Origin of the sequence: Sulfurisoma sediminicola (genome assembly GCF_003865015.1) — a bacterium.
Taxonomy (GTDB): domain Bacteria; phylum Pseudomonadota; class Gammaproteobacteria; order Burkholderiales; family Rhodocyclaceae; genus Sulfurisoma; species Sulfurisoma sediminicola.
The window spans coordinates 89,104-111,549 of record NZ_BHVV01000003.1 but is presented as its reverse complement, the minus strand read 5'-3'; the positions used below and the strand labels follow the sequence as shown (position 1 = coordinate 111,549).

General features: G+C 65.7%; 27 protein-coding genes and 1 pseudogene. 5 read left to right on the top strand and 23 right to left on the bottom strand.

What is annotated here, in order from left to right:
• Positions 1-35 precede the first annotated feature (35 nt).
• On the top strand, positions 36-2,570 hold the full coding sequence (locus tag EJE94_RS06880; RefSeq protein ID WP_124962408.1) for a fimbria/pilus outer membrane usher protein: 2,535 nt from the start codon (positions 36-38) through the stop codon (positions 2,568-2,570).
• Positions 2,548-3,033: a Csu type fimbrial protein gene (locus EJE94_RS06875; RefSeq protein WP_121242599.1), complete on the top strand. Its 486-nt coding sequence runs from the start codon at positions 2,548-2,550 to the stop codon at positions 3,031-3,033. The genes EJE94_RS06880 and EJE94_RS06875 overlap by 23 nt, the downstream gene beginning before the upstream one ends.
• Here EJE94_RS06875 and tatC read toward each other — a convergent pair.
• The 10 genes from tatC to hisB all read right to left on the bottom strand — a co-directional run bounded on the left by tatC (position 3,030) and on the right by hisB (position 8,415).
• On the bottom strand, positions 3,030-3,854 hold the full coding sequence (gene tatC, locus EJE94_RS06870; RefSeq protein WP_370685657.1) for a twin-arginine translocase subunit TatC: 825 nt from the start codon (positions 3,852-3,854) through the stop codon (positions 3,030-3,032). The genes EJE94_RS06875 and tatC overlap by 4 nt on opposite strands.
• Positions 3,854-4,270, bottom strand: a complete 417-nt coding sequence (gene tatB / locus EJE94_RS06865) for a Sec-independent protein translocase protein TatB (RefSeq protein WP_121242603.1) — start codon at positions 4,268-4,270, stop codon at positions 3,854-3,856. Before tatB ends, tatC begins: the two co-directional genes overlap by 1 nt.
• Positions 4,271-4,332: 62 nt before the next feature.
• Complete coding sequence (gene tatA / locus EJE94_RS06860) at positions 4,333-4,560, bottom strand: Sec-independent protein translocase subunit TatA (RefSeq protein ID WP_121242605.1); 228 nt, start codon at positions 4,558-4,560, stop codon at positions 4,333-4,335.
• Positions 4,561-4,562: 2 nt separating this feature from the next.
• A complete protein-coding gene (locus tag EJE94_RS06855; protein ID WP_121242607.1) occupies positions 4,563-4,922 on the bottom strand; it encodes a histidine triad nucleotide-binding protein in 360 nt (119 codons plus the stop codon).
• Positions 4,919-5,245, bottom strand: a complete 327-nt coding sequence (locus EJE94_RS06850) for a phosphoribosyl-ATP diphosphatase (protein ID WP_121242609.1) — start codon at positions 5,243-5,245, stop codon at positions 4,919-4,921. The genes EJE94_RS06855 and EJE94_RS06850 overlap by 4 nt, the downstream gene beginning before the upstream one ends.
• A complete protein-coding gene (gene hisI / locus EJE94_RS06845) occupies positions 5,242-5,628 on the bottom strand; it encodes a phosphoribosyl-AMP cyclohydrolase (protein WP_121242611.1) in 387 nt (128 codons plus the stop codon). The genes EJE94_RS06850 and hisI overlap by 4 nt, the downstream gene beginning before the upstream one ends.
• Positions 5,625-6,383 (bottom strand): imidazole glycerol phosphate synthase subunit HisF, encoded by a 759-nt coding sequence (gene hisF / locus EJE94_RS06840; RefSeq protein WP_121242613.1) that lies wholly within the window; start codon positions 6,381-6,383, stop codon positions 5,625-5,627. The genes hisI and hisF overlap by 4 nt, the downstream gene beginning before the upstream one ends.
• A 20-nt stretch (positions 6,384-6,403) precedes the next feature.
• The gene (hisA, locus tag EJE94_RS06835; RefSeq protein ID WP_121242615.1) at positions 6,404-7,159 is read right to left on the bottom strand and encodes a 1-(5-phosphoribosyl)-5-[(5-phosphoribosylamino)methylideneamino]imidazole-4-carboxamide isomerase; all 756 of its coding nucleotides are present in this window, start codon (positions 7,157-7,159) and stop codon (positions 6,404-6,406) included.
• A gap of 19 nt (positions 7,160-7,178) precedes the next feature.
• On the bottom strand, positions 7,179-7,817 hold the full coding sequence (gene hisH / locus EJE94_RS06830) for an imidazole glycerol phosphate synthase subunit HisH (RefSeq protein ID WP_121242617.1): 639 nt from the start codon (positions 7,815-7,817) through the stop codon (positions 7,179-7,181).
• A gap of 10 nt (positions 7,818-7,827) precedes the next feature.
• The gene (hisB, locus tag EJE94_RS06825; RefSeq protein ID WP_121242619.1) at positions 7,828-8,415 is read right to left on the bottom strand and encodes an imidazoleglycerol-phosphate dehydratase HisB; all 588 of its coding nucleotides are present in this window, start codon (positions 8,413-8,415) and stop codon (positions 7,828-7,830) included.
• 76 nt (positions 8,416-8,491) lie between these two features.
• Here hisB and hisC point away from each other — a divergent pair, with 76 nt between their 5' ends.
• Entirely contained in the window at positions 8,492-9,559 is a 1,068-nt protein-coding gene (gene hisC, locus EJE94_RS06820) for a histidinol-phosphate transaminase (RefSeq protein ID WP_121242621.1), read from the top strand.
• Positions 9,560-9,562: 3 nt separating this feature from the next.
• Here the strand turns inward: hisC and EJE94_RS06815 are convergent, their stop codons facing one another.
• The 13 genes and pseudogenes from EJE94_RS06815 to EJE94_RS06755 all read right to left on the bottom strand — a co-directional run bounded on the left by EJE94_RS06815 (position 9,563) and on the right by EJE94_RS06755 (position 19,252).
• Positions 9,563-10,375 carry a CZB domain-containing protein gene (locus EJE94_RS06815; protein WP_165904769.1) on the bottom strand — a complete coding sequence of 271 codons (813 nt, stop codon included), beginning with the start codon at positions 10,373-10,375 and terminating at the stop codon, positions 9,563-9,565.
• A gap of 115 nt (positions 10,376-10,490) precedes the next feature.
• Positions 10,491-11,789 carry a histidinol dehydrogenase gene (hisD, locus tag EJE94_RS06810; RefSeq protein WP_121242625.1) on the bottom strand — a complete coding sequence of 433 codons (1,299 nt, stop codon included), beginning with the start codon at positions 11,787-11,789 and terminating at the stop codon, positions 10,491-10,493.
• Complete coding sequence (hisG, locus tag EJE94_RS06805) at positions 11,786-12,427, bottom strand: ATP phosphoribosyltransferase (RefSeq protein ID WP_121242627.1); 642 nt, start codon at positions 12,425-12,427, stop codon at positions 11,786-11,788. Before hisG ends, hisD begins: the two co-directional genes overlap by 4 nt.
• Positions 12,428-12,431: 4 nt before the next feature.
• Positions 12,432-13,712 (bottom strand): UDP-N-acetylglucosamine 1-carboxyvinyltransferase, encoded by a 1,281-nt coding sequence (murA, locus tag EJE94_RS06800; RefSeq protein WP_121242629.1) that lies wholly within the window; start codon positions 13,710-13,712, stop codon positions 12,432-12,434.
• Positions 13,705-13,947, bottom strand: coding sequence for a BolA family protein (locus EJE94_RS06795; protein WP_121242631.1), 243 nt, complete (start codon positions 13,945-13,947; stop codon positions 13,705-13,707). Before EJE94_RS06795 ends, murA begins: the two co-directional genes overlap by 8 nt.
• A gap of 2 nt (positions 13,948-13,949) precedes the next feature.
• Entirely contained in the window at positions 13,950-14,705 is a 756-nt protein-coding gene (locus EJE94_RS06790; RefSeq protein WP_121242633.1) for an ABC transporter permease, read from the bottom strand.
• Positions 14,706-14,764: 59 nt separating this feature from the next.
• Positions 14,765-15,433: pseudogene (locus tag EJE94_RS06785) on the bottom strand (ABC transporter ATP-binding protein); the annotation flags it as partial.
• Positions 15,434-15,466: 33 nt separating this feature from the next.
• Positions 15,467-15,751: an STAS domain-containing protein gene (locus EJE94_RS06780; protein WP_165904768.1), complete on the bottom strand. Its 285-nt coding sequence runs from the start codon at positions 15,749-15,751 to the stop codon at positions 15,467-15,469.
• A 31-nt stretch (positions 15,752-15,782) separates the two neighbouring features.
• On the bottom strand, positions 15,783-16,400 hold the full coding sequence (locus EJE94_RS06775; RefSeq protein WP_121242639.1) for an MlaC/ttg2D family ABC transporter substrate-binding protein: 618 nt from the start codon (positions 16,398-16,400) through the stop codon (positions 15,783-15,785).
• Positions 16,401-16,427: 27 nt separating this feature from the next.
• Positions 16,428-17,108 carry an MlaA family lipoprotein gene (locus EJE94_RS06770; protein ID WP_243642548.1) on the bottom strand — a complete coding sequence of 227 codons (681 nt, stop codon included), beginning with the start codon at positions 17,106-17,108 and terminating at the stop codon, positions 16,428-16,430.
• Between the two features lie 49 nt (positions 17,109-17,157).
• Positions 17,158-17,637: an outer membrane lipid asymmetry maintenance protein MlaD gene (gene mlaD, locus EJE94_RS06765; protein ID WP_121242643.1), complete on the bottom strand. Its 480-nt coding sequence runs from the start codon at positions 17,635-17,637 to the stop codon at positions 17,158-17,160.
• A gap of 2 nt (positions 17,638-17,639) precedes the next feature.
• Positions 17,640-18,428: a lipid asymmetry maintenance ABC transporter permease subunit MlaE gene (gene mlaE / locus EJE94_RS06760; protein ID WP_121242827.1), complete on the bottom strand. Its 789-nt coding sequence runs from the start codon at positions 18,426-18,428 to the stop codon at positions 17,640-17,642.
• Positions 18,425-19,252, bottom strand: coding sequence for an ABC transporter ATP-binding protein (locus EJE94_RS06755; protein WP_121242645.1), 828 nt, complete (start codon positions 19,250-19,252; stop codon positions 18,425-18,427). The genes mlaE and EJE94_RS06755 overlap by 4 nt, the downstream gene beginning before the upstream one ends.
• 182 nt (positions 19,253-19,434) lie before the next feature.
• On the opposite strand from EJE94_RS06755, the gene EJE94_RS06750 reads away from it, so the two are divergent.
• Both EJE94_RS06750 and EJE94_RS14930 read left to right on the top strand, forming a co-directional pair.
• Positions 19,435-20,874: a sigma-54-dependent transcriptional regulator gene (locus EJE94_RS06750; RefSeq protein WP_370685659.1), complete on the top strand. Its 1,440-nt coding sequence runs from the start codon at positions 19,435-19,437 to the stop codon at positions 20,872-20,874.
• Positions 20,875-20,917: 43 nt separating this feature from the next.
• A complete protein-coding gene (locus EJE94_RS14930; protein WP_121242649.1) occupies positions 20,918-22,414 on the top strand; it encodes an ExeA family protein in 1,497 nt (498 codons plus the stop codon).
• The last annotated feature ends 32 nt before the right edge of the window (positions 22,415-22,446 follow it).

Genomic DNA, 22,446 nt, shown 5'->3' with positions numbered 1-22,446 from the left:
GCAGTGGACTGGCCGCGGGAAAGCGAAAATGGGGCTTGGCGGCGGCCGGAATTGCCTGCGCCCTGCCTCAACTGGGGGTGGCCGCCGCCGACGAACCGGGACTTGTGCTGCAGGCCGCGGAATGGAAAAGCGCCGGCGCGGCGGTCCGACCGCCTGCGCCCACAACTCCCGCCACCTCGGTAGACGACTCCGGCCTTGCCCTTAGGCTTGCCTGGAGCCTCGAAGTCCCGGCCGCCATCTCGGCGACGGCGCCGGTCGCCCCGGCTATTCATCCCGCCCCGCCGGCCGGCCAGCTCCTGATCGCCGAAATCAGCCTCAACGGCGTGCGCAAGGGCGAGTTCACGGTGATGGCGCAGCCGGACGGCGACTTTCTGGTCGCCGCGGACGACCTCAAGGCCATGGGGGTGTTGCCGCCCTATGGCAACCCGGTCGAAGTCGAGGGGGCGCCACACCACTCGCTGCGCGCGCTGAAGGCGAGCGAGTTGCGTTTCGACGAGGCGAAGCTGGCGCTTTTCGCGGTGCTGCCGGCCGAGCGCTTCCCGCGCAAGGCGCTTGACCTGCTGCCGGGACGCCCGGAAAGGGTGCTCGAGCCGAACGACAACAGCGTGTTCTTCAACTACCGCGCCCTTTCCATCGGCGACAATGCAGGCGGTCCGCGAGTCGGCACGCTCACCACCGAACTCGGTGCGCGCTACGGCAACTTCCTGCTGCAATCGTCCTCCGGCCACGCCCGCGGCGGTGGTTCCACCCAGGACATCCGCTACAACACGAACGTAATCCACGACGACCGGCGCACGCTGCAGCGCTGGGTGCTCGGCGACTTCACTGCCGCATCGGGCGAGATGGGCGCCATCCTCAATCTCGGCGGAATCAGCTTTTCCAAAAGCTACCAGATCGATCCCTATCTGATCCGCCAGCCGATGGCCGGCCTTATCGGCAACGTCCTCGCGCCGTCGCAAGCGGAGATCTACATCGATGGCGTCCGGGTCCGTACCGAGACGCTGGCGCCGGGCCAGTTCGAGCTGCGCAACGTCAATTACTACGGCGGCCGACGCGACGTCTCGGTCGTCATCCGCGACCGCTTCGGGCGCGAACAGCAGGTCGTCCATCCCTTCTATTACACCAACGAGAACCTGCGCGAGGGGCTGCAGGAATACAGCTACAACTACGGCGCCCAGCGGCAGAACATCGGTACCAAGAGCAACGACTATGGCAGCGGAGCGTTCTCGGCGTTCCACCGCTATGGCGTCAGCGACAGCCTGACGATCGGCGGCCGCGGCGAAGCGGAGTCCGGCCGTTACAACCTCGGTCCGACGGCAGCCTTGCGCTCGGACCGTTGGGGCGTGGTGTCGGGCGGCGCATCGTGGGGGCGCAATCCCTCCGGCAGCGGCTGGGCCGGCGTAGGGCGCTATACCTTCGAGGCGAGGGATTTCAACGCCCGGATGGAGCTGCGAAAATACTCGCCAAATTACGAGATCATCGGCCAGACGGCCGCTTCGGATCGCCCGAAATCGGACGCGAGCGCCAGCGTCAGCTACGGCGTGCCGTGGTTCGGGACATTGGGCGTCGGCTGGCAGCAGCGCCTGCAGTATCAGGGCCGTGACGAGCGTTCGACGACCCTGGCGTATTCGCGCAACCTCTTCGGCTCGCTAAGCTTCTCGGCTGCGGTCAGCCGGGTGGCCGGTGGCTTCGGGGTTTCGGACTCGACCGACGTCTTCGTCGCCCTGATCTACACGCCGAAGCCGGACTTCACGGCGAACTACCTCCACGACAAGCGCGCGGCGCGAACCAGCGACATCGTTCAGTTCGGCAACAACACGCCGCTCGGCGAGGGCTTCGGCTACCGCGTCGTCGGCGAGCGCAGCGACGTGGGCACCGGCGACAGCCGCCGCTTCTCGCCGTCGCTGCAATACAACGGCCCCCATGGCGAATACACGGCCGACCTGACCTCCGTGACCACCCCCGGAGGCAGCTCGCGGCAGCTGTACCAACTTGGCATCGGCGGCGGCATCGCCTACGTCGGCGACACTCTGGCCTTCTCGCGACCCGTCACCGACAGCTTCGGCATCGCCAAGGTCGGCGAGGTCGAGGGCGTCCGTGTGTATCAAAATTCGCAGATCATGGGCCGCACCGATGCCAAGGGTACGGTGTTCCTGCCCAACCTCGGTTCCTATATCGTGAACCAGGTATCGATCGAGGACCGCGACGTGCCCATCGAGTATGCGATCGCCGACAAGGAACTCAATATCTCGCCGCCGCTGCGCAGCGGCTCGGTGATCCGCTTCGACGTCAGGCGCGTTCAGGTACTCACCGGCAGGCTGCGCACGACCCTTGCAGGCGCCGCGCAGGCGGTGGAATATCTCGACGTGATCATCAGCGTCGACGGCAAGGAAGTGCTCATGCCGACCGGCCGGGGCGGCGAGTTCTACATAGAGAACCTGAAACCGGGACGGCATGCGGCGCGCTTCGACATCGGACGACGCACCTGCAGCTTCGATCTCACCGTGCCGGAGTCGAAGGAAATGATGATCGACCTGGGAGAACTGAATGTCTGTCACATCGGGAATTAGGGCCGCGCTCGCCGCCGCGCTTACGCTGCTGCCGGGCTTGGCGTCCGCCGCCTCGAGCTGCACGATGGCCATCAGCCCCGTCGCATTCGGCGGCTACGACGTCTTCAGCGCCACCGCCCGCGACAGCAGCGGGACGATCTTGGTGACCTGCGCGCGTGCCGGCGGCCCAAATCCGACGGTCACCATCGCCATCGGCCCGGGGATGTATGGCGGCTCCACCTCGACGCGGAAGATGAAGCAGGGCAGCGGCAGCGATCTGCTCTCCTACAACCTTTTCCAGGACGCGGCCAGGACCGTGCTTTGGGGACAGATCGTCGGAACGGACGCCTTCCGGCAGGGTCTGTCGGTGCCGAACAACGGCTCGGCCCAGCTTTCGGTGACGGTCTACGGCCGCATTCCGGCCGGACAGAACGTCAACGTCGGCACCTACTCCGACAGCGTAGTGGTATCGGTGCTGCCCTAGGCGCTTCGGTTACGTTCCGAGTCCTCGACCGCCCGGTCGAGCTCGCGTTCCATCTCCCCGTCCGACGGCGGGCGATAGTCGTTCGCCGGCTCAGGAACGCCGGCGGCGGTCGGCTTGGCGACGAAGCGCGACAGCAGCAGGCCAAGCTCGAACAGCAGCCACATCGGCATGGCCAGCATGAACTGCGAGACCACGTCGGGCGGCGTCACGACGGCGGCGACGACGAAGGCGCCGACGATGACATAGGGCCGCGCCTCCTTCAGCTTCTCGACCGTCACGGCGCCGAACTTGACCAGCAGGATGACGATCACCGGCACCTCGAAGGTGATGCCGAAGGCGAGGAACATGGTCATCACGAAGGACAGGTACTGCTCGATGTCCGGCGCCGGCGTGATGCTGGCCGGCGCGAACTCCGCGATGAACCTGAACACCGTGTTGAAGACGAAGAAATAGGCGAAGGCGATGCCGGAGATGAAAAGGAAGGTGGTCCCGATCACCAGCGGCAGCGCGAACTTCTTCTCGTGGGCGTAGAGGCCCGGCGCGACGAAGCACCAGAGCTGGTAGAGCACCACCGGCAGGGCGATGATGAAGGCGGCGAGCAGCGTGACCTTGATCGGCACCATGAAGGGCGTGATCACGCCGGTGGCGATCATCTTGGTGCCCGGCGGCAGCGTGGCGATCATCGGCAAGGCCAGCAGGTCATAGACCTTGCCGGCCCAGGGCATGAGGCAGAGGAAGACGACGAGGATGGCCGCAAGCGACTTCAGCAGCCGGTCGCGCAGCTCGATCAGGTGGGAGATGAAGGTTTCCTGGGCGTCCATCAGGCGGCGGGCTTGTCGGCGGTCGGCGTCGGCTCGGACAACGTCGGCTCCGGCGACGCCCCGAAGGAAGTCCCGTTGGGCGACACGGCGAGCATCTCGTTCTGGGGCGCGGCGCCGGCCTTCTCCTCGATGCCCTGGGCGATCGAGGCGTTGAGGTCGGATTCGACCGAACTCATCTGCTCATTGACCTGCTTTTCCATGTCGCGCGCCTGCGAAGCGACCTGTTCCTGCAGTTTTTTCAGTTCCTCGAGCTGCATCTCGCGGCTGATGTCCGACTTGACGTCGTTCACGTAACGCTGCAAGCGGCCGAGCAGGTGGCCGACCGTGCGGGCGACCGTCGGCAGCCGCTGCGGGCCGATGACGATCAGTGCCACGAGGCCGATGACGATGAGTTCGGAAAAGCCGACGTCGAACATGGGAACAATTCAAAAAAGAAGAGCGGGGCCGGCCCGCTCGTCGTTGCGTCCAAGGGCCTGGCTCAAACCTTTTCTTTCTTGGCCTCGCCCTCGATGGTGTGGCCGACCTGCTGTGCCGGCTCGGACGGCTTGGCCGCCGCGTCGCCGGCCGTGCCTTCCTTCATGCCCTCCTTGAAGCCCTTGACGGCGCCGCCGAGGTCGGAGCCGATGTTGCGCAGCTTCTTGGTGCCGAAGACCAGCATCACGATCACCAGAACGATCAGCCAGTGCCAAATACTGAAGGATCCCATGCCTAAGCTCCTGTTTTCTTGACGATCATCGGCCCGAGCCGGTCGGGGCCACCGATGATATGGACGTGCAGATGATACACCTCCTGCCCGCCCACCCGGCCGGTGTTGATGATGGTGCGAAAGCCGTCGGTGGCGCCCTGCGCGCGGGCGAGTTCGCCGGCCTTGGCGAGGATCTTGCCGAGCACGGCCTGGTGCGACTGGTCGGCCTCGTAGAGCGAGGCGATGTGCTGCTTGGGCACGACCATGAAATGCACCGGCGCGGCCGGGTTGATGTCGTGGAAGGCGAAGATGTCGTCGTCCTCGTACACCTTCTTGCAGGGAATCTGCCCGGCGATGATCTTGCAGAAGATGCAATCACTCATTTGGTGCCCCGGGATTTCTTTTCGTCGATGCCCGAGATGCCTTCGCGGCGGCGGAACTCCATCATCACGTCGTCGACGCCGATGCCGAAGTGGGTCATCAGCACCAGGGTATGGAACCAGACGTCGCAGACCTCGCGTACCAGGTGCAGGCGGTCGCCGTCCTTGGCCGCCATGATGACCTCGGCCGCTTCCTCCGCCACCTTCTTGCAGATGGCGTCGGTGCCCTTGGCGTAGAGGCTGGCGACGTAGGACGAGTCGGGCGCGGCGTCCTTGCGCGCGATCAGCGTCTCCTGCACGCGGTGGATGACTTCGAGGTCAATCATTTGTAGATCTCCTTGGGGTCCTTCAGCACCGGCTCGACATCCTTCCAATGCCCGTCCTCGAGCTTGTTGAAGAAGCAGCTGCGCCGCCCGGTATGGCAGGCGATGCCGCCCACCTGCTCGATCTTCAGCAGGATCACGTCGTTGTCGCAGTCGGTGCGCAATTCCACCACCTTCTGGAAGTGGCCGGATTCCTCGCCCTTGTGCCAGAGCTTGCGCCGCGAACGCGACCAGTACACGGCCTGGCCGAGTTGCGCGGTCTTTTCCAGCGCCTCGCGGTTCATCCAGGCGAACATCAGAACCTCGCCGGTCTTCGCGTCCTGGGCGATGGCGGGGACGAGGCCCTGCTCGTCCCACTTCACCTCATTGAGCCACCTGCTGCTCAAAGCCTGACCTCGATGCCGCGCGAACGCATGAATTCCTTGGCCTGCTTCACCGTGTATTCGCCGTAGTGGAAGATGCTCGCGGCCAGCACCGCGTCGGCCTTGCCCTCGGTGACACCGTCGGCCAGGTGCTGCAGGTTGCCGACGCCGCCGCTGGCGATGACCGGAATGCCCACGGCTTCGGATACGCCACGGGTCAGCGCCAGGTCGAAGCCGTTCTTGGTGCCGTCGCGATCCATGCTGGTGAGCAGGATTTCGCCGGCGCCGAGGGACTCGACTTTCCGCGCCCACTCGATGGCGTCGATGTGGGTGTTGTTGCGGCCGCCGTGGGTGAACACCTCCCACTTGCCGGGAGAGGTCTGCTTGGCATCGATGGCGACGACGATGCACTGCGAGCCGACCTTGGCCGAGGCTTCGGCGACGAGGTCCGGGTTCTGCACCGCGGCGGTGTTCATGCTGACCTTGTCGGCACCGGCGTTGAGCAGCCGGCGCACGTCCTCGACCTTGCGCACGCCGCCGCCGACCGTCAGCGGAATGAACACCTGCTCGGCGCACGCCTCGACGATGTGCAGGATGATGTCGCGCTCGTCGGAGCTGGCGGTGATGTCGAGGAAGGTGATCTCGTCGGCACCCTGTTCATCGTAGCGGCGGGCGATCTCTACCGGGTCGCCGGCGTCGCGCAGGGAGACGAAATTGACGCCCTTGACCACGCGGCCGGCCTTGACGTCGAGACAGGGAATGATGCGCTTGGCGAGCATGGGATCAGGTCGCCAAGCGCCTATTTCTTCGCGCCCTTGCCGGCGCATTTGTCAGCTTCGGCCTGGGCCTTCTTGAAGTCGAGCCTGCCTTCGTAGATGGCGCGGCCGGTGATCGCGCCCATGATGCCCTCGTCGGCGACCGCGCACAGCGCCTTGACGTCGTCGACGCTGGCGATGCCGCCGGAGGCGATGACGGGGATCTTCAGCGCCTGCGCCAGCTTGACGGTGGCGTCGACATTGACGCCGGAGAGCATGCCGTCGCGGCCGATGTCGGTGTAGATCACGGCTTCGACGCCGTAGTCCTCGAACTTCTTCGCCAGGTCGATGACGTCGTGGCCGGTCATCTTCGACCAGCCGTCGACGGCCACCTTGCCGTCCTTGGCGTCGAGGCCGACGATGATGTGGCCGGGAAAGGCGGTGCAGGCGTCATGCAGAAAACCGGGGTTCTTCACCGCGGCCGTGCCGATGATGACGTAGCTGATGCCGTCGTCGAGGCAGCGCTCGATGGTGTCGAGGTCGCGGATGCCGCCACCGAGTTGCACCGGAATCTCCTCGCCGACTTCCTGCAGGATCGCCTTGATCGCCGGCTCGTTCTTGGGCTTGCCGGCGAAGGCGCCGTTGAGGTCGACGAGGTGCAGCCGGCGCGCGCCCTGATTTATCCAGTGGCGCGCCATTTCGGCAGGATTCTCGGAGAAGACGGTGGCCCCGTCCATCACGCCCTGCTTGAGGCGGACGCACTGGCCATCCTTGAGATCGATCGCGGGTATCAGCAGCATGGTGGGAACTCGTCGGGAATCAGGGATTCCAGCTCATGAAGTTGCCGAGGAGCCGCAGGCCGGATTCGGCGCTTTTCTCGGGGTGGAACTGGACGGCGAAGATGTTATCCCGCGCCACCGCACTGGTAAAGGGGATGCCGTAGACGGTGGAGCCGGCGATCACGTCGGGCTGGGCCGGTTCGACATAGTAGCTGTGCACGAAGTAGAAGCGGCTGCCGTTGCCGATGCCGTTCCACATCGCGTGCGGTTCGGCCTGCTCGACCTCGTTCCAGCCCATGTGCGGCACCTTGAGGCGGCTGCCGTCGGTGGACACCATCGCCTCGTGCGGAAAGCGCCGCACCTTCCCATTGATCACGCCGAGGCCGGGCACGTCGCCCTCCTCGCTGTGCTCGAACAGCATCTGCAGGCCGATGCAGATGCCGAGGAAAGGCTTGTTCGCCGCGGCGTCGATCACCGCCTGGCGCAGGCCGCGCTCGTTCAGTTCCCGCATGCAGTCGGGCATCGCCCCCTGGCCGGGCACGACGACGCGGGCCGCCTGAGCGACCTGCGCCGGATCGGCGGTGACGAGGACCTGCGCGTGGGGGGCGACATGCTCGATCGCCTTGGCGACCGAACGCAGGTTACCCATGCCGTAATCGACGACAGCTACGGTAGTCATGGCGCAGGAATCAGAGACTGCCCTTGGTCGAGGGGATCGCACCGGCCGCGCGCGGGTCGGCATCGACCGCCATGCGCAAGGCGCGGCCGAAGGCCTTGAATACCGTCTCGGCCTGGTGGTGGGCATTGTCGCCGCGCAGGTTGTCGATATGCACCGTCGCGTTGGCGTGATTGACCAGGCCCTGGAAGAACTCGCGCACGAGGTCGACATCGAACTCGCCGACGCTGCCGCGCACGAAATCGACGTTGAAGGTCAGCCCGGGACGGCCCGAGAGATCGATGACCACGCGCGACAGCGCCTCGTCGAGCGGAACGTAGGCATGGCCGTAGCGGACGAGGCCCTTCTTGTCGCCCCAGGCCTGCGCCAGCGCCTGGCCGAAGGTGATGCCGACGTCCTCGACGGTATGGTGGGCGTCGATGTGCAGGTCGCCCTGCGCCTCGACCTCGAGGTCGAGCATGCCGTGGCGCGCGATTTGGTCGAGCATGTGGTCGAAGAAGCCGACGCCGGTGGCGAGCCTGGACTTGCCGCTGCCGTCGAGATCGACCTTGACCCGGATGCGGGTCTCGAGGGTGTTGCGTTGGACTTCGGCGCTGCGCATCGCAGTAGGCTTCATGGTTGAATCGAGAGCGCATGATACCATTTCACGCCTACCGCAAAGCCACCCTGCCGCAGTCATGAGCCGATTCTGGAGCACCGTCGTCAAGGGTCTCACGCCCTACGTTCCGGGCGAGCAACCCAAGCTCGCCAACCTGGTCAAGCTCAACACCAACGAGAATCCCTACGGGCCGTCGCCCAAGGCATTGGAAGCGTTGCGCGGAGAGATCAACGACGGGCTGCGGCTCTACCCCGACCCCAATGCCGACCGCCTCAAGTCGGCCGTGGCCAGCTTCTTCGGCGACATCGAGCCGCGCAACGTCTTCGTCGGCAACGGCTCCGACGAGGTGCTGGCCCACGTCTTCCTCGCCCTGCTCAAGCACGACAAGCCGATCCTCTTCCCCGACATCAGCTACAGCTTCTATCCGGTCTATTGCGGCCTCTATGGTGTCGCGTACCAGACGGTGCCGCTCGACGATGCCTTCGCCATCCGCGTCGGCGACTATGCGAAGCCCAATGGCGGCATCATCTTCCCCAACCCCAACGCCCCGACCGGGCGCGCGCTGCCCCTGGCCGACATCGCCCGGCTGCTCGATGCCAATCCTGATTCCGTGGTGGTGATCGACGAGGCCTACGTGGACTTCGGCGCCGAATCGGCCGTGGCGCTGGTCAGGCGTTACCCGAACCTGCTGGTGGTGCAGACTTTCTCCAAGTCGCGCTCGCTCGCCGGCCTGCGCGTCGGCTTCGCCGTCGGCCATGCCGACCTCATCGAGGCGCTGGAGCGGGTAAAGAACAGCTTCAACTCCTACCCGCTCGACCGCCTCGCCATCGCCGGTGCGGTGGCCGCGCTCGAAGACCGCGAGTGGTTCGACCGCACGCGCCAGGCGGTCATACGCAGTCGCACGAAACTGGTGGCCGATCTGGAAGCCCTGGGTTTCGAAGTCCTGCCCTCGGGTGCCAACTTCGTCTTCGCCCGCCACCCGCAGCACGATGCCGAAAAGTCGGCCCTGGCGCTACGGCAACGCTCGATCATCGTGCGCCACTTCAAGCAGCCGAGGATCGACCAGTTCCTGCGCATCACCGTCGGCACCGACGAGCAATGCGCGGCGCTGGTCGGCGCGCTGCGGGATATTACGGCATCGCGCTGAGCCTCAGCCCGCGGCCTTCTGCCGCTCGAAGAGGTCGACGATGGCCGCGGCCACCTGATCCGAGGCATCGGGGTAGGCCCCTTCCTCGAGCATGTGCAGCGCCGCAGCCTTGTTGTCCTTCTGGGCCGTGGCCAGCACCTCGCCGGCGCAGCGATGGAAATGGGCGTGGCGTGACTTGATCACCGCGAACGCCGGCAGGTGGCCGAAGCGCTCGCCGCCGATGCCGTTGATCCAGTGACCGAGGGTGCATTGGTCGTCGCGCGACACGACCTCGACCTTGAGGTCTTCCTTGCTTTCGCCGTTGATGTAGGCCTGCAGCCGCTTCTTCCACATCAGGTGGGCATCGATGGCTTCCTTGCCGTCGGAGGCGATCATGAACATCCGCGCCAACAGCATCTTGACCCGTTCGGATGCCTTCAGGTAATCGCCGCCGTGCAACAGCGAGGTAGCCGTTGCCTTGTCGCCGGCCTGCGCCGCCGTCAGCACGCTGCCGGCACAGCGATGGAAATTGGCATGGTGCGCCTTCATGTCGAAGAAGGTTTCCGAGAAACCATACTTCTCGCCGCCCTTGTCGTAGATCCATTTGCCGAGCGGACACTGGTCGTCGCGGGACACGACCTCGACCTTCAGATCCTCGGTGCTGGTGCCGTTGATGTAGGTTTCCAGTCGGGTCTTCCACTTCAGATGGGCGTCGATGGCCGTCTTGAAGTTCAGTCCACCCACCTCGGCACCCTTTTCGTCGCCGGGTGCGACAGGAGCTGCAGCCGACTTGCCGTCCCCCTGAACAATGCTTTTGAACCAGTCGAACATGCCCATGATCATCCTCCTCCTCAGGAAGTGGCAGAGAACTGCAACATAGCGGATAAAAACCCGCGGAACCTTGACCTTGATCAGTTGACAGGCTCGCCGCGATACGGCAAACGCCTATGACTCAAGTCTTGAGGCGCAGCTCCGCCGCGCGCGCATGCGCCGTCAGCCCCTCGCCATGCGCCAGCGTCGCCGCGATCGGTCCCAGCGCCTGCGCGCCGGCCTCCGAGACCTCGATCAGGCTCGAGCGCTTCTGGAAGTCGTAGACGCCGAGCGGACTGGAGAAGCGCGCGCTGCGCGAGGTCGGCAACACGTGGTTGGGCCCGGCGCAGTAGTCGCCGAGCGACTCGGAAGTGTAATGGCCCATGAAGATCGCGCCGGCGTGGCGGATCTTGTCGACCAGCGCGCGCGGATTCTCGACCGAAAGCTCGAGGTGCTCGGGCGCGATGCGGTTGGCGATGACGCAGGCCTCGTCGAGGTCGGTCACGTGAATCAGCGCACCGCGACCTTCGATCGACGCGGCGATGACGTCCTTCCTCGGCATGGTCGGCAGCAGTTTCTCGATGCTCGCGGCGACGCGGTCGAGATAGCCGGCGTCGGGACAGAGCAGGATGGACTGCGCCAGCTCGTCGTGCTCGGCCTGGGCGAAGAGGTCGATCGCCGTCCACTCCGGGTCACCCGAGCCGTCGGAAATGACCAGCACTTCCGAAGGGCCGGCCACCATGTCGATGCCGACGGTGCCGAAGACGCGGCGCTTGGCGCTGGCGACATAGGCATTGCCGGGACCGACGATCTTGTCCACCTGCGGGATCGTCCGGGTACCGTAGGCCAGCGCGGCCACGGCCTGCGCCCCGCCGATGGTGAATACGCGGTCGACGCCGACCAGGTGCGCAGCAGCCAGCACCAGCGCATTTTTTTCTCCACGGGGCGTCGGTACCACCATGATGAGTTCGCGGACCCCGGCGACCTTGGCCGGCATCGCGTTCATCAGCACCGAACTCGGGTAGGCGGCCTTGCCCCCGGGAACGTAAAGACCGACGCGGTCGAGCGGCGTGACCTTCTGGCCCAGCCGCGTGCCGTCGGCTTCGGTGTATTCCCATGACTCGAGCTTCTGCCGCTCGTGGTAGCTCTTCACGCGGGCGGCAGCCTGTTCGAGCGCGGTGCGCTGCGCGGCGGGCAAACCGTCGAAGGCCGCCTTGAGTTCGTCCTTGGGCAGTTCCAGCTGCGCCATGGTCGCCGCCTCGAGCTTGTCGAAGCGGCGGGTGTAGTCGAGCACGGCGACATCGCCCTGCTTGCGCACGCTGGCGAGGATTTCGGCGACGGTCTTCTCGATGGCCTCGTCGGTCGAGTTGTCGAAGGCGAGCAGCGCATCGAGCGTGGCCAGGAATTCGGGATCGCGGGTGGACAGGCGGCGAATGTTCATTTGACCGCTCCGGCGAAGGCGTCGATGACCGGCTGCAGCAGATCGCGCTTGAGCTTGAGCGCGGCCTGGTTGACCACCAGGCGGGAAGAGATCGGCATGATGTCCTCGACCTCGACGAGATTGTTGGCCTTCAAGGTTCCGCCCGACGAGACGAGGTCTACGATGGCCTCGGCCAGGCCGGCCAGCGGCGCCAGCTCCATCGATCCGTAGAGCTTGATCAGGTCGACATGCACGCCCTTGGCGGCGAAGTGCTCGCGTGCGGTGTTGATGTACTTGGTGGCGACGCGCAGCCGTGCGCCGCGGCGCACCGCGGCGGCGTAGTCGAAGCCGGCCGGCGCGGCGACGCACATGCGGCACTTGGCGATCTTGAGGTCGAGCGGCTGGTAGAGGCCGGCGCCGCCGTGCTCGAGCAGCACGTCCTTGCCGGCGATGCCGAGGTCGGCCGCGCCGTACTGCACGTAGGTCGGCACGTCGGAGGCGCGCACGATGACGACGCGCACGTCGGGTCGATTGGTGCCTATGATCAGCTTGCGCGAGGACTCCGGGTTCTCGCTCGGCACGATGCCGGCGGCCGCCAGCAGCGGCAGGGTTTCCTCGAAGATGCGGCCCTTGGAGAGCGCTATGGTGATTCCATTCATGGGGCTATTTTACCCGCCGGACTTTCGCGCCGAGCGCGGCGAGCTTCTGCTCCAGGTTCTCGTAGCCTCGATCGAGGTGGTAGATGCGCTCGATCAGCGTCTCGCCCTGCGCGACGAGGCCGGCGATGACCAGGCTGGCCGAGGCACGCAGGTCGGTGGCCATCACGGTGGCGCCGTCGAGCTTGGGCTTGCCCGTGACGAAGGCGGTGTTGCCGTCGATCTTGATGTCGGCGCCGAGGCGGATCAGCTCAACCGCGTGCATGAACCGGTTCTCGAAAATCGTCTCGCGGATCACCGCGGTGCCCTCGGCCACCGCATTGAGCGCCATGAACTGGGCCTGCATGTCGGTGGGAAACGCCGGGTAGGGGGAGGTGCGGATCGACACCGCCGTCGGCCGCGCCGGCGCCTTGAGGGTGATGGCCTCGCGCTCGATGCCGATGTCGCAGCCGGCATCCATCAGCTTGTCGATCACCGCATCGAGGTAGGCCGACGAGGTCCGCGTCAGCCGGATCTGCCCGCCGGCGGCGGCCGCCGCGCAGAGATAGGTGCCGGTCTCGATGCGGTCGGGCATGATGCGGTGGGTGGCGCCGTGCAGGCGCTCGACGCCGCGGATGCGGATCACGTCGGTGCCGGCGCCGGAGATCTGCGCGCCCATGGCGACGAGGCAGTTGGCCAGATCGACCACCTCGGGCTCGCGCGCGGCGTTCTCGATCACCGTTTCGCCGTCGGCCAGGCACGCCGCCATCATCAGGTTCTCGGTGCCGGTGACGGTGACCATGTCGGTGAATAGCCGCGCGCCCTTGAGTCGCGCCGCTTTGGCATGGACGTAGCCATGCTCGACCGCGACCTCGGCGCCCATCGCGGTGAGGCCCTTGATGTGCTGATCGACCGGCCGCGCGCCGATGGCGCAACCGCCGGGCAGCGAAACCCTGGCCTCGCCGGCGCGCGCCACCAGCGGCCCCAGCACCAGCACCGAGGCGCGCATGGTCTTGACCAGCTCGTAGGGCGCGACGGGATTGTCGAGACCCGAGGCATCCAGGATCACCGTCTCGCCAGCGCCGTCCCCGGGGATACCGCTACGCATAACTTTTTCGACTTTGACGCCCATCTGCACCAGCAGCTTGAGCATGGTGTCGATGTCGTTGAGCGCCGGCACATTGGTCAGCGTCAGCGGCTCCTTCGTCAGCAGCGCGGCGCAGAGCAGCGGCAACGCCGCGTTCTTCGCCCCGGAAATGGCGACTTCGCCGGACAGCGGCCGGCCGCCTTCGATCAGCAGCTTATCCACGGGCGGCCGCCTCTTCCGGGGTCAGGCACTGCATCGACAGCGCGTGCAGCACGCCGCTGTCGAAGTGCTCCTTGAGCACCTTGTTCACGCGCTGCTGCCGCTGCACGCGATTGAGGCCGGCGAATTCCCGGCTGACGATGACGGCCTGGAAGTGCTGGCCGTCGCCATCGACGCTCAATTGTTCGCAGGGCAGGCCGGCGGCGATCCACTCCTGAATTTCTTGCGGGTCCAGCATGGTCACATCCTCAGTTTGTAGCCGCGACGCAGCAACTCCAGCGTCACCGCGGCGAGAAGTACGAAGCATACCCCGACCACCGCCAGGCTCTGCCACGGCGACACGTCGGACAAGGCGAAAAATCCGTAGCGGAAGCCGTCGATCATGTAAAAGACCGGGTTCCAATGCGACACCTGCTGCCAGAACGGCGGCAGGGAGTGGATGGAATAGAACACGCCGGAAAGGAAGGTCAGCGGCATGATCAGGAAATTCTGGAAGGCGGCGAGCTGGTCGAACTTGTCGGACCAGATGCCGGCGATGACGCCGAGCGTGCCGAGCACCGCGCCGCCGAGCACGGCGAAGACGAGTATCCACAGCGGCGCCTCCAGCCGCGCGCCGGTGAAGCCGAGCGTCACCAGGAACACGCCGAGTCCGACCAGCAGGCCGCGCAGCGCCGCGGCGCCGACGTAGGCCGCCCAGAAGGCGCGATAGGAAATCGGCGCCAGCAGCATGAAGACGACGCTGCCGGTGACCTTGGACTGGATCAGCGACGACGAGGAATTGGCGAAGGCGTTCTGCAATATCGACATCATCACCAGCCCGGGCACGAGGAAAGCCGTGTAGGGGACGTTGTCGTAGATGCGCACGTGGTCCTCGAGCACATGGGAGAAGATCAGCAGGTAGAGCAAGGCGGTGACCACCGGCGCGGCGACGGTCTGGAAGCCGACCTTCCAGAAGCGCAGGATTTCCTTCTGGAGAAGCGTGAGAAAGCCAATCATGCGGCTTCCTTCATCACGCGCATGAAGGCGTCTTCGAGATTGGTTGTGCCGTCGCCGAAGCGCCGCAGCAGGTTCCCCGTGCTGTCGAGCGCGACGATGCGGCCGGCCTTCATCATGGCGATGCGTCCGCACTGCGTCTCGGCCTCTTCCAGGTAGTGCGTCGTCAGGACGATGCTGTGGCCCTCGCCGTTGAGCCGGCGGATGAAGCGCCACAGGCCCTGGCGCAGTTCGACATCGACGCCGGCGGTCGGCTCGTCGAGCACGATCACCGGCGGCTTGTGTACCAGGGCCTGCGCCACCAGCACGCGGCGCTTCATGCCGCCCGAGAGCGAGCGCATGTTGGCTTCGGCCTTGCCCGCGAGGTCGAGGTTGGCGAGGATCTCGTCGATCCAGTCATCGTTGCGGCGGATGCCGTAGTAGCCGGACTGGATGCGCAGGGTCTGGCGCACCGAAAAGAAGGGATCGAACACCAGTTCCTGCGGCACCACGCCGAGCTTGAGCCGGGCCTGGCGGTAATCGGCCTGGACATCGTGACCCATCACTTCGAGGCGCCCGCTGTCGGGCCGCACCAGCCCCGCCAGTGCCGAGATCAGCGTGGTCTTGCCGGCGCCATTGGGGCCGAGCAGGCCAAAGAACTCGCCCTGCGCCACTTCGAGGTCGATGCCGGCCAGCGCCCGGGTCGTACCGAAGCGCTTGGTGACGCCGGCAATGCGGAGAGCGGGAACCATGGAACGGGAAAACGCGGAGAAGCAGCGGCGCCGTCAGGCGAGCGGCAACTGGTCGGCCACGCCATAGACCTCGGCGAGGCTGATGAAATCCTCCGGCGGATTGGCGACGCGGATGACCTTGCCCTGCGCCTTGGCGGCGCGCAGCCAGCCGAAGACCACGGCGAGACCCGAGGAGTCTACGTCGGTGACGGCGGACAGATCGACGAGATCGAGTCCGTCCGCAATCAGCGCGTTGCCCTCGTTCAGCAGGTTCGTCGCCATCGGCAGGGTCATCGCCCCGTCCACGGCAATGCGATCGCCGGCGCTGCTTATCGCCATGAGCATACCCGCGGCATTGCGGCAGACACACTCATTTCTTCGGGACGGTGGCCTCACCCGTCTTGTTCTTTTTCTGCAGGGTCGCGATCAGGCCATCGATGCCGCCCTGCCGCACCTGAGTCGAAAACTCGCTGCGATAGTTGGTGACGAGGCTGACGCCGCCGACCTCGATGTCGTAGACCTTCCAGCCGTTGGGCTGCTTCTCGAGGTAGTAGTCGAGATCGATCGGCTTGGCGCCGGGCTGGTTGATCAGGGTGCGGACCTTGACGTCGGTCTCCGCCGGCTGCATCTTGAACGGCTTGAAATCGACGGTCTGGTTCTTGTACTCCGTCAGCGCCTTCGAATAGGTGCGCACCAGCAGGGTCCTGAATTCGGCGGTCAGCGTCTTCTGCTGTTCCGGCGAAGCCTGGCGCCAGTCGCGCGCGACCGCCAGCTGGGTCATGCGGGTGAAATTGAAATGCGGCAGCACCTTGGCATCGACCAGATCGATCGCCTTCCTGGTGCTGCCCGACTGGATTTCCTTGTCCTTGCGGACGATGTCGAGCACCTCGTTGGTGACGTTCTTGATGAGGACGTCGGGCGCCAGTTCCTGCGCCAGCGCGCCGGCATTGAGGCACAGCGCGGCGATGATGCCCAGCAACCACTTCATGGGGGATTCATTAGGGTTCTTCACGGCTTAAAAGTCTTCCTTCTCGCGCGGCGGATTGCCGTCATAAATCACGTTGCGGCGACGCTGTAGATAGCCGTCCCGTACATAGGCGTATTTGTCGAGCGCGGCCTCCTCGATCACCTTGTCGGCCGGCAGAAATTGCGCGCGGTGGCTGATGAAGCGCAGCGCGATCAGGCTGTTGCGCGCGGGCACGTCGTGGACGACGGCGACCACGGGATCGGCATACCAGTCGAGGAACATGCCGAAACTGTCGCGCACCGTGCGCGAGCCGAAAACGGGCCAATAGACGTAGGCGCCCGGCCCCATGCCCCAGCGGCCGAAGGTCTGGCCGAAATCCTCGTCATGCTTCTCGAGGCCGATCTGGGTGGCGACGTCGAACAGGCCGAAGATGCCGACGGTGCTGTTGAGGAGGACGCGGCCGAAGTCGGAGAAACCGTCCTTGCCCTTGCCCTGCAGCAGGTTATTGACGCCGATGACGGCATCGTCGAGGTTGCCGAAGACGTTGGCGACGCCGGTTTTCACAGGTGACGGCAGCACCACGTCGTAGCCGGTGGCGACCGGCTTGAAGATCACCTTGTCGAGACCCTCGTTGACGCCGAACATGGCGCGGTTGAAGCCTTCGATCGGGTCCTTGGGATTGCCGGAGGTGGCGCAGCCGCCGAGCAGCAGGGCGACGACCGCCAGCACCGGAAGCAGTGAAACTCGCCTTCTCAGCAGATTCTCCACGCCATCCACCTCACTTCTTCTCGCCGCCGCCATTGTCCTCGGCCGCCTTATTGAACATGAACTGACTGATCAGCTTCTCCAGCACGACGGCCGACTGCGTCTTCTTCACCATCGCACCGTCCTTGAACATTTCCGTGTCGCCGCCGACCTCGAAGCCGATGTACTGCTCGCCGAGCAGGCCGGAGGTGTTGATGGTCAGGATGGTGTCGCGCGGAAACTTGTAGCGGCTGTCGATGTTCATCGCCACCACCGCGCGGTACGACTCCGCATCGAAGCCGATGTCCGCAACCCGCCCGACGACGACCCCCGCGCTTTTCACCGGCGCCCGAACCTTGAGCCCGCCGATGTTATCAAATTCGGCCTGCAGCCGGTACGTCTCGCCCGTGCTGGAGGCGGCCAGGTTGCCGACCTTCAGGGCAAGGAAAAGCAGCGAGGCGAGGCCGATGGCGACGAAGACTCCGACCCAGAGATCGATGGTGGCACGGTTCATGGTTAGCCCCGGAACATGAAAGCGGTAAGAATGAAATCGGCGAAGAGGATGGCGAGCGAGGAAGTCACCACCGTGCGCGTGGTGGCGCCGGAGACGCCCTCGGCCGTCGGGTCGGAGTCGTAGCCCTCGAATACGGCGATCCAGCTGACGATAACGCCGAAGACGAAGCTCTTGATGACGCCGTTGACGATGTCCTCGCGGAAATCGACCGAGGCCTGCATCTGCGACCAGAAGGAGCCGGCATCGACACCGATCAGTTGCACGCCGACCAGGTAGCCGCCGAAGATGCCCATGGCCGAGAACAGCGCGGCCAGCAGCGGCATCGAGATCACCCCGGCCCAGAAGCGCGGCGCGACGACGCGGGCGATCGGATTGACGGCCATCATTTCCATGGCCGAGAGCTGCTCGGTCGCCTTCATCAGGCCGATCTCGGCGGTGATCGCCGAACCGGCGCGGCTGGCGAAGAGCAGCGCCGACACCACGGGACCGAGTTCGCGCACCAGCGACAGCGCGACCAGGATGCCCAGCGCCTCGGTCGAACCGTAGCGCTGCAGCGTGTCGTAGCCCTGCAAGCCCAGCACCATGCCGACGAAAAGGCCCGACACCAGGATGATGATCAGCGACAGCACCCCGGTGAAATAGATCTCGCGGATGGTCAGGTGGAAGCGCTTCAGCGCCGTGCCCGAGTGCAGCAGGGTGGCGAAGAGGAAGCGGGCGGCGAAGCCGAGGCGCCAGATCCGCTTGGTCACGCGGTGGCCGAGGGCTTCGAGAATGCGGCGCAGGGCGTTCACCACCACACCTGCTTCCTGCCCGGACCCGAGAGCATCTCCTCGCCGTAGGGGCGCGTCGTCGGGTAATGGAAATTCACCGGGCCGTCGGGTTCGCCCCAGACGAACTGGTGCACATAGGGCTCGGTCGAGTGCTTGATTTGCTCGGCGGTGCCCTCGGCGACGATCTTGCCGGCGGAGACGAAATAGACGTAATCGACGATCTTCAGCGACTCCTGCACGTCGTGGGTCACCACGATGGAACTGGTGCCGAGCGCATCGTTGAGCTTGCGGATCAGCTCGCCGACGATGGACAGCGAGATCGGGTCGAGGCCGGCGAAAGGCTCGTCGTACATGATGAGCATGGGGTCGAGCGCGATGGCCCGCGCCAGCGCCACGCGCCGCGCCATGCCGCCCGACAGTTCGGAGGGCATCAGGCGGGCGGCGCCGCGCAGGCCCACGGCATGGAGCTTCATCATCACCATGTCGTGGATCAACTCTTCCGGCAGGTCGGTGTGCTCGCGCATCTGGAAGGCGATGTTGTCGTAGACCGACATGTCGGTGAACAGCGCGCCGAACTGGAACAGCATGCCCATGCGCCGGCGCAGTTCGTAGAGGCCGTCGGAATCGAGTTCATGTACCACCTGGCCGTCGACCTCCACCTTGCCCGACGAGGGCTTGAGCTGGCCGCCGATGAGGCGCAGCGTCGTGGTCTTGCCGCAGCCGGACAGTCCCATGATCGCGACGACCTTGCCGCGCGGGATGACCATGTTGATCCCGGTCAGGATCGGTCGCCGGTCGTAGGCAAAGTTGACGTCGGTCAAGCGGATGAGCGGGTTGTCGTCCATATCTTGCTTTTTTTGGCCGCGCGATTCTAGCAGAAGGGCCGGGCCGGCCCTCCGCGGCCACGCCATTGGCATGACCGCGGGACGGGAAGGCGCAAGGCGATATGCGCACCGTTGTCGTCCTGTATCATGCCGCAGACCGCGTAACGAACATTCCCCGCCCCGTGAGCGACGCCCCAGGCACCCTGCCAGCCCAAAGCCCTACGCTGCTGATCGTCGACGACGACCCGCTGATCGTCGATTCGCTCAGGTACTTCCTCGGCAAGGAGTTCGCCATCGTCTCCGCGGACACGCGGGGCGAAGCGCTGAAGGCCCTCGAACAGCGCGAAGACCTGCCGGTCGCCGCCCTGATCGACCTCGGCCTGCCGCCCACCCCTCACCGGCCGGACGAAGGTTTCGCCCTGATCGCCGAACTGCTGGCACGCGTTCCCGACATCCGCATCGTCGTGCTTTCCGGCCAGAACGATGCCGCCAATGCCCGGCACGCACGCGTGCTCGGCGCCGCCGACTTCGTCGCCAAGCCGGCCGAGCCGCAACACCTGCTGGCTCTGCTCAAGCAGTTGCTGGCCGTCGGCCGGGAAGCCGTTCCTGCAACGGCCGCCACGGCCGATGCCCTGCTGATCGGGCAAAGCGCCCCGATGCAGAAGCTGCGCCTGCAACTGCGCCAGTATGCCAACGCCCCCTTCCCCGTGCTGATCGAGGGCGAATCGGGTAGCGGCAAGGAACTCGTCGCCAATGCCCTCCATCACCTGTCGGAGCGCGCCCGTCGGCCCTATTTCGCCCTCAACTGCGCCGCCATCGCACCTTCTCTGGTCGAGCCGACGCTGTTCGGCCATGCCAAGGGGGCATTCACCGGCGCCGCGGGCGCACGTGCCGGCTATTTCGAGGATGCTGCCGACGGCACGCTGTTCCTCGACGAGATCGGCGAACTGCCGCTCGACCTGCAGCCCAAGCTGCTGCGCGTGCTCGAGAACGGCGAATATCAGCGCGTCGGCGAAACCCAGTCGCGCACGTCGCGTACGCGCGTCATCGCCGCGACCAACCGCGACCTCAAGAAGGAAGTACGCGAGGGCCGCTTCCGCGCCGACCTCTATCACCGGCTGTCGGTGTTCACCGTCAGCGTGCCGCCGGTGCGCGAGCTCGGCGACGACCGCCTGCTGCTGCTCGAGCATTTCAGCCACGAGTTCGCCCGCCTGTTCGCCACCCAACCCTTCAGCCTCGCCGAGGACGCTCGCCAGCGCTGGCTCGACTACGCATTTCCCGGCAACGTCCGCGAGCTGCGCAACATCGTCATCCGCCTGACGACCAAGCATCCGGCGGAACGCATCGGACTGTACGAACTCGAGGACGAACTCGACGAGGGCGGCGCGCAGACCGGGTCGTCCCCGCCGGGGCTGCCCGCGGACCCGGCCGCCTTCGAAAGGCTGGCGCTGGACCATCTCCGCGATCAGGGACACCAGGGAGACTTCAGCCTCGATCGCCTGTTGCGGCAGTGGGAACGGGCCTACATCAATGCCGCACAACAGCTGGCGCAAGGCAACCTGAGCCATGCGGCCAAAATTCTGGGCGTGAACCGGACGACGCTCTACAATCGCATCGAGACACTTTCGCGCACGGACTCCTGACCCTGCCGCCCGACCACCCAACGCACGCTTAGGACCGGCCACCATGTACCTCGAGCACTTCGGTCTTTCCGAAGTCCCGTTCCGCATCACACCGCACACCGACTTCTTCTTCGCCGGCGCCAACCGTGGCGCGACGCTGGAAGCGCTGATGTATGCGATCACCCACGACGAGGGCATCGTCAAGGTCAGCGGCGAAGTCGGCAGCGGCAAGACCATGCTCTGCCGCGTGCTGATGGAGCGCCTGCCGGCTCACGTCTCCATCGTCTACCTGGCCAATCCCTCGCTCGCGCGCGACGACATCCTCTATGCCATCGCCGACGAACTCGAGCTCGAAATCCCGGAACACACGCGGCTGGCGACGATGCTGCGCATCCTCCAGGACCACCTGATCGAGCTCTACGCCGAGGACCGCCAGGTTGTGGTGCTGATCGACGAGGCCCATGCCATGCCGGCCGAGACGCTCGAGGAAATCCGCTTGCTGTCGAACCTCGAATCGAATCGCCACAAGCTGATGCAGCTGGTCCTGTTCGGCCAGCCCGAACTCAACGAGGTACTGAGCCGCCCCGACATGCGCCAGCTCAAGGAGCGCATCACCCACAACTTCGCCCTCGAGCCGCTGGTGCGCGAGGACATCGCCGAGTATCTCGACTTCCGCATGCGGGCTGCCGGCTACAAGGGCCCCAGCATCTTCGCCCCGGCCGCGATCCGCGAAATCGCCAGGGCCTCGCTGGGACTGACGCGACGCGTCAATATCCTCGCCGACAAGGCCCTGCTCGCCGCCTACAGCCAGAACACCCACCAGATCACCGCCCGGCACGTGAAGGCGGCCGTCGCCGATTCCGAATTCGGCACCATGCCGCGCGCCGACCGGACGGCCTGGATCGCCGCTGCTGCGACCGTGGTGCTGGTGGTCGCCGGCGCGGGCGTGTTCTGGAGCCAACAGGGTGCGCCGCCGACCCCGGTCGCCATCCCGCCTGCCCCTGCTCCTGCCGCTGCACCTATTCCTGCCGCTGCTCCTGCACCGACACCGACTGCCGTCGCCCCTCCTGCGGCACCAGCCGCTCCGGCAGCGCCCCAATCCGCGCCGACGATGGCGAGCCCCTCGAATCCCGTGACAGCCGCGCCGACGAACGCCGCAAGTCAGCCGCCGGCACTCTCGGCGGCGCCAGCCGCCCCACCCGTTCCGCCTGTCCCGCCCGCGCCGGTGGCCTGGCAGAAGCTGCCGCAGGCGGTGCAAAAACGCCTCGCCGAGCATCGATCATGGTTCGAGAAGACGCCGAACGACCGCTGGTTCATCCAACTACTCGGCACCGACAGTTCCCAGGCACGGCGGATCGAGGCCCTGCTCGCACGCGCCGACGCCCTGCTCGACCCGGCGCAGGTTCGCGTCTACTTCGTGCCCCTGCACGGCAGCGAGCGCATGGGCGTCATTTACGGCGATTTCCCGAGCCGTGCCGCGGCCGTGGAAGCCCTCAAGACCCTGCCGACCGAATTGCGGCCGTATCAACCCTATCCGCGCCAGGTGGTCAAGCTTCGATAAAAGGGAATAAACTGCAAAAATTCATAAAGTTG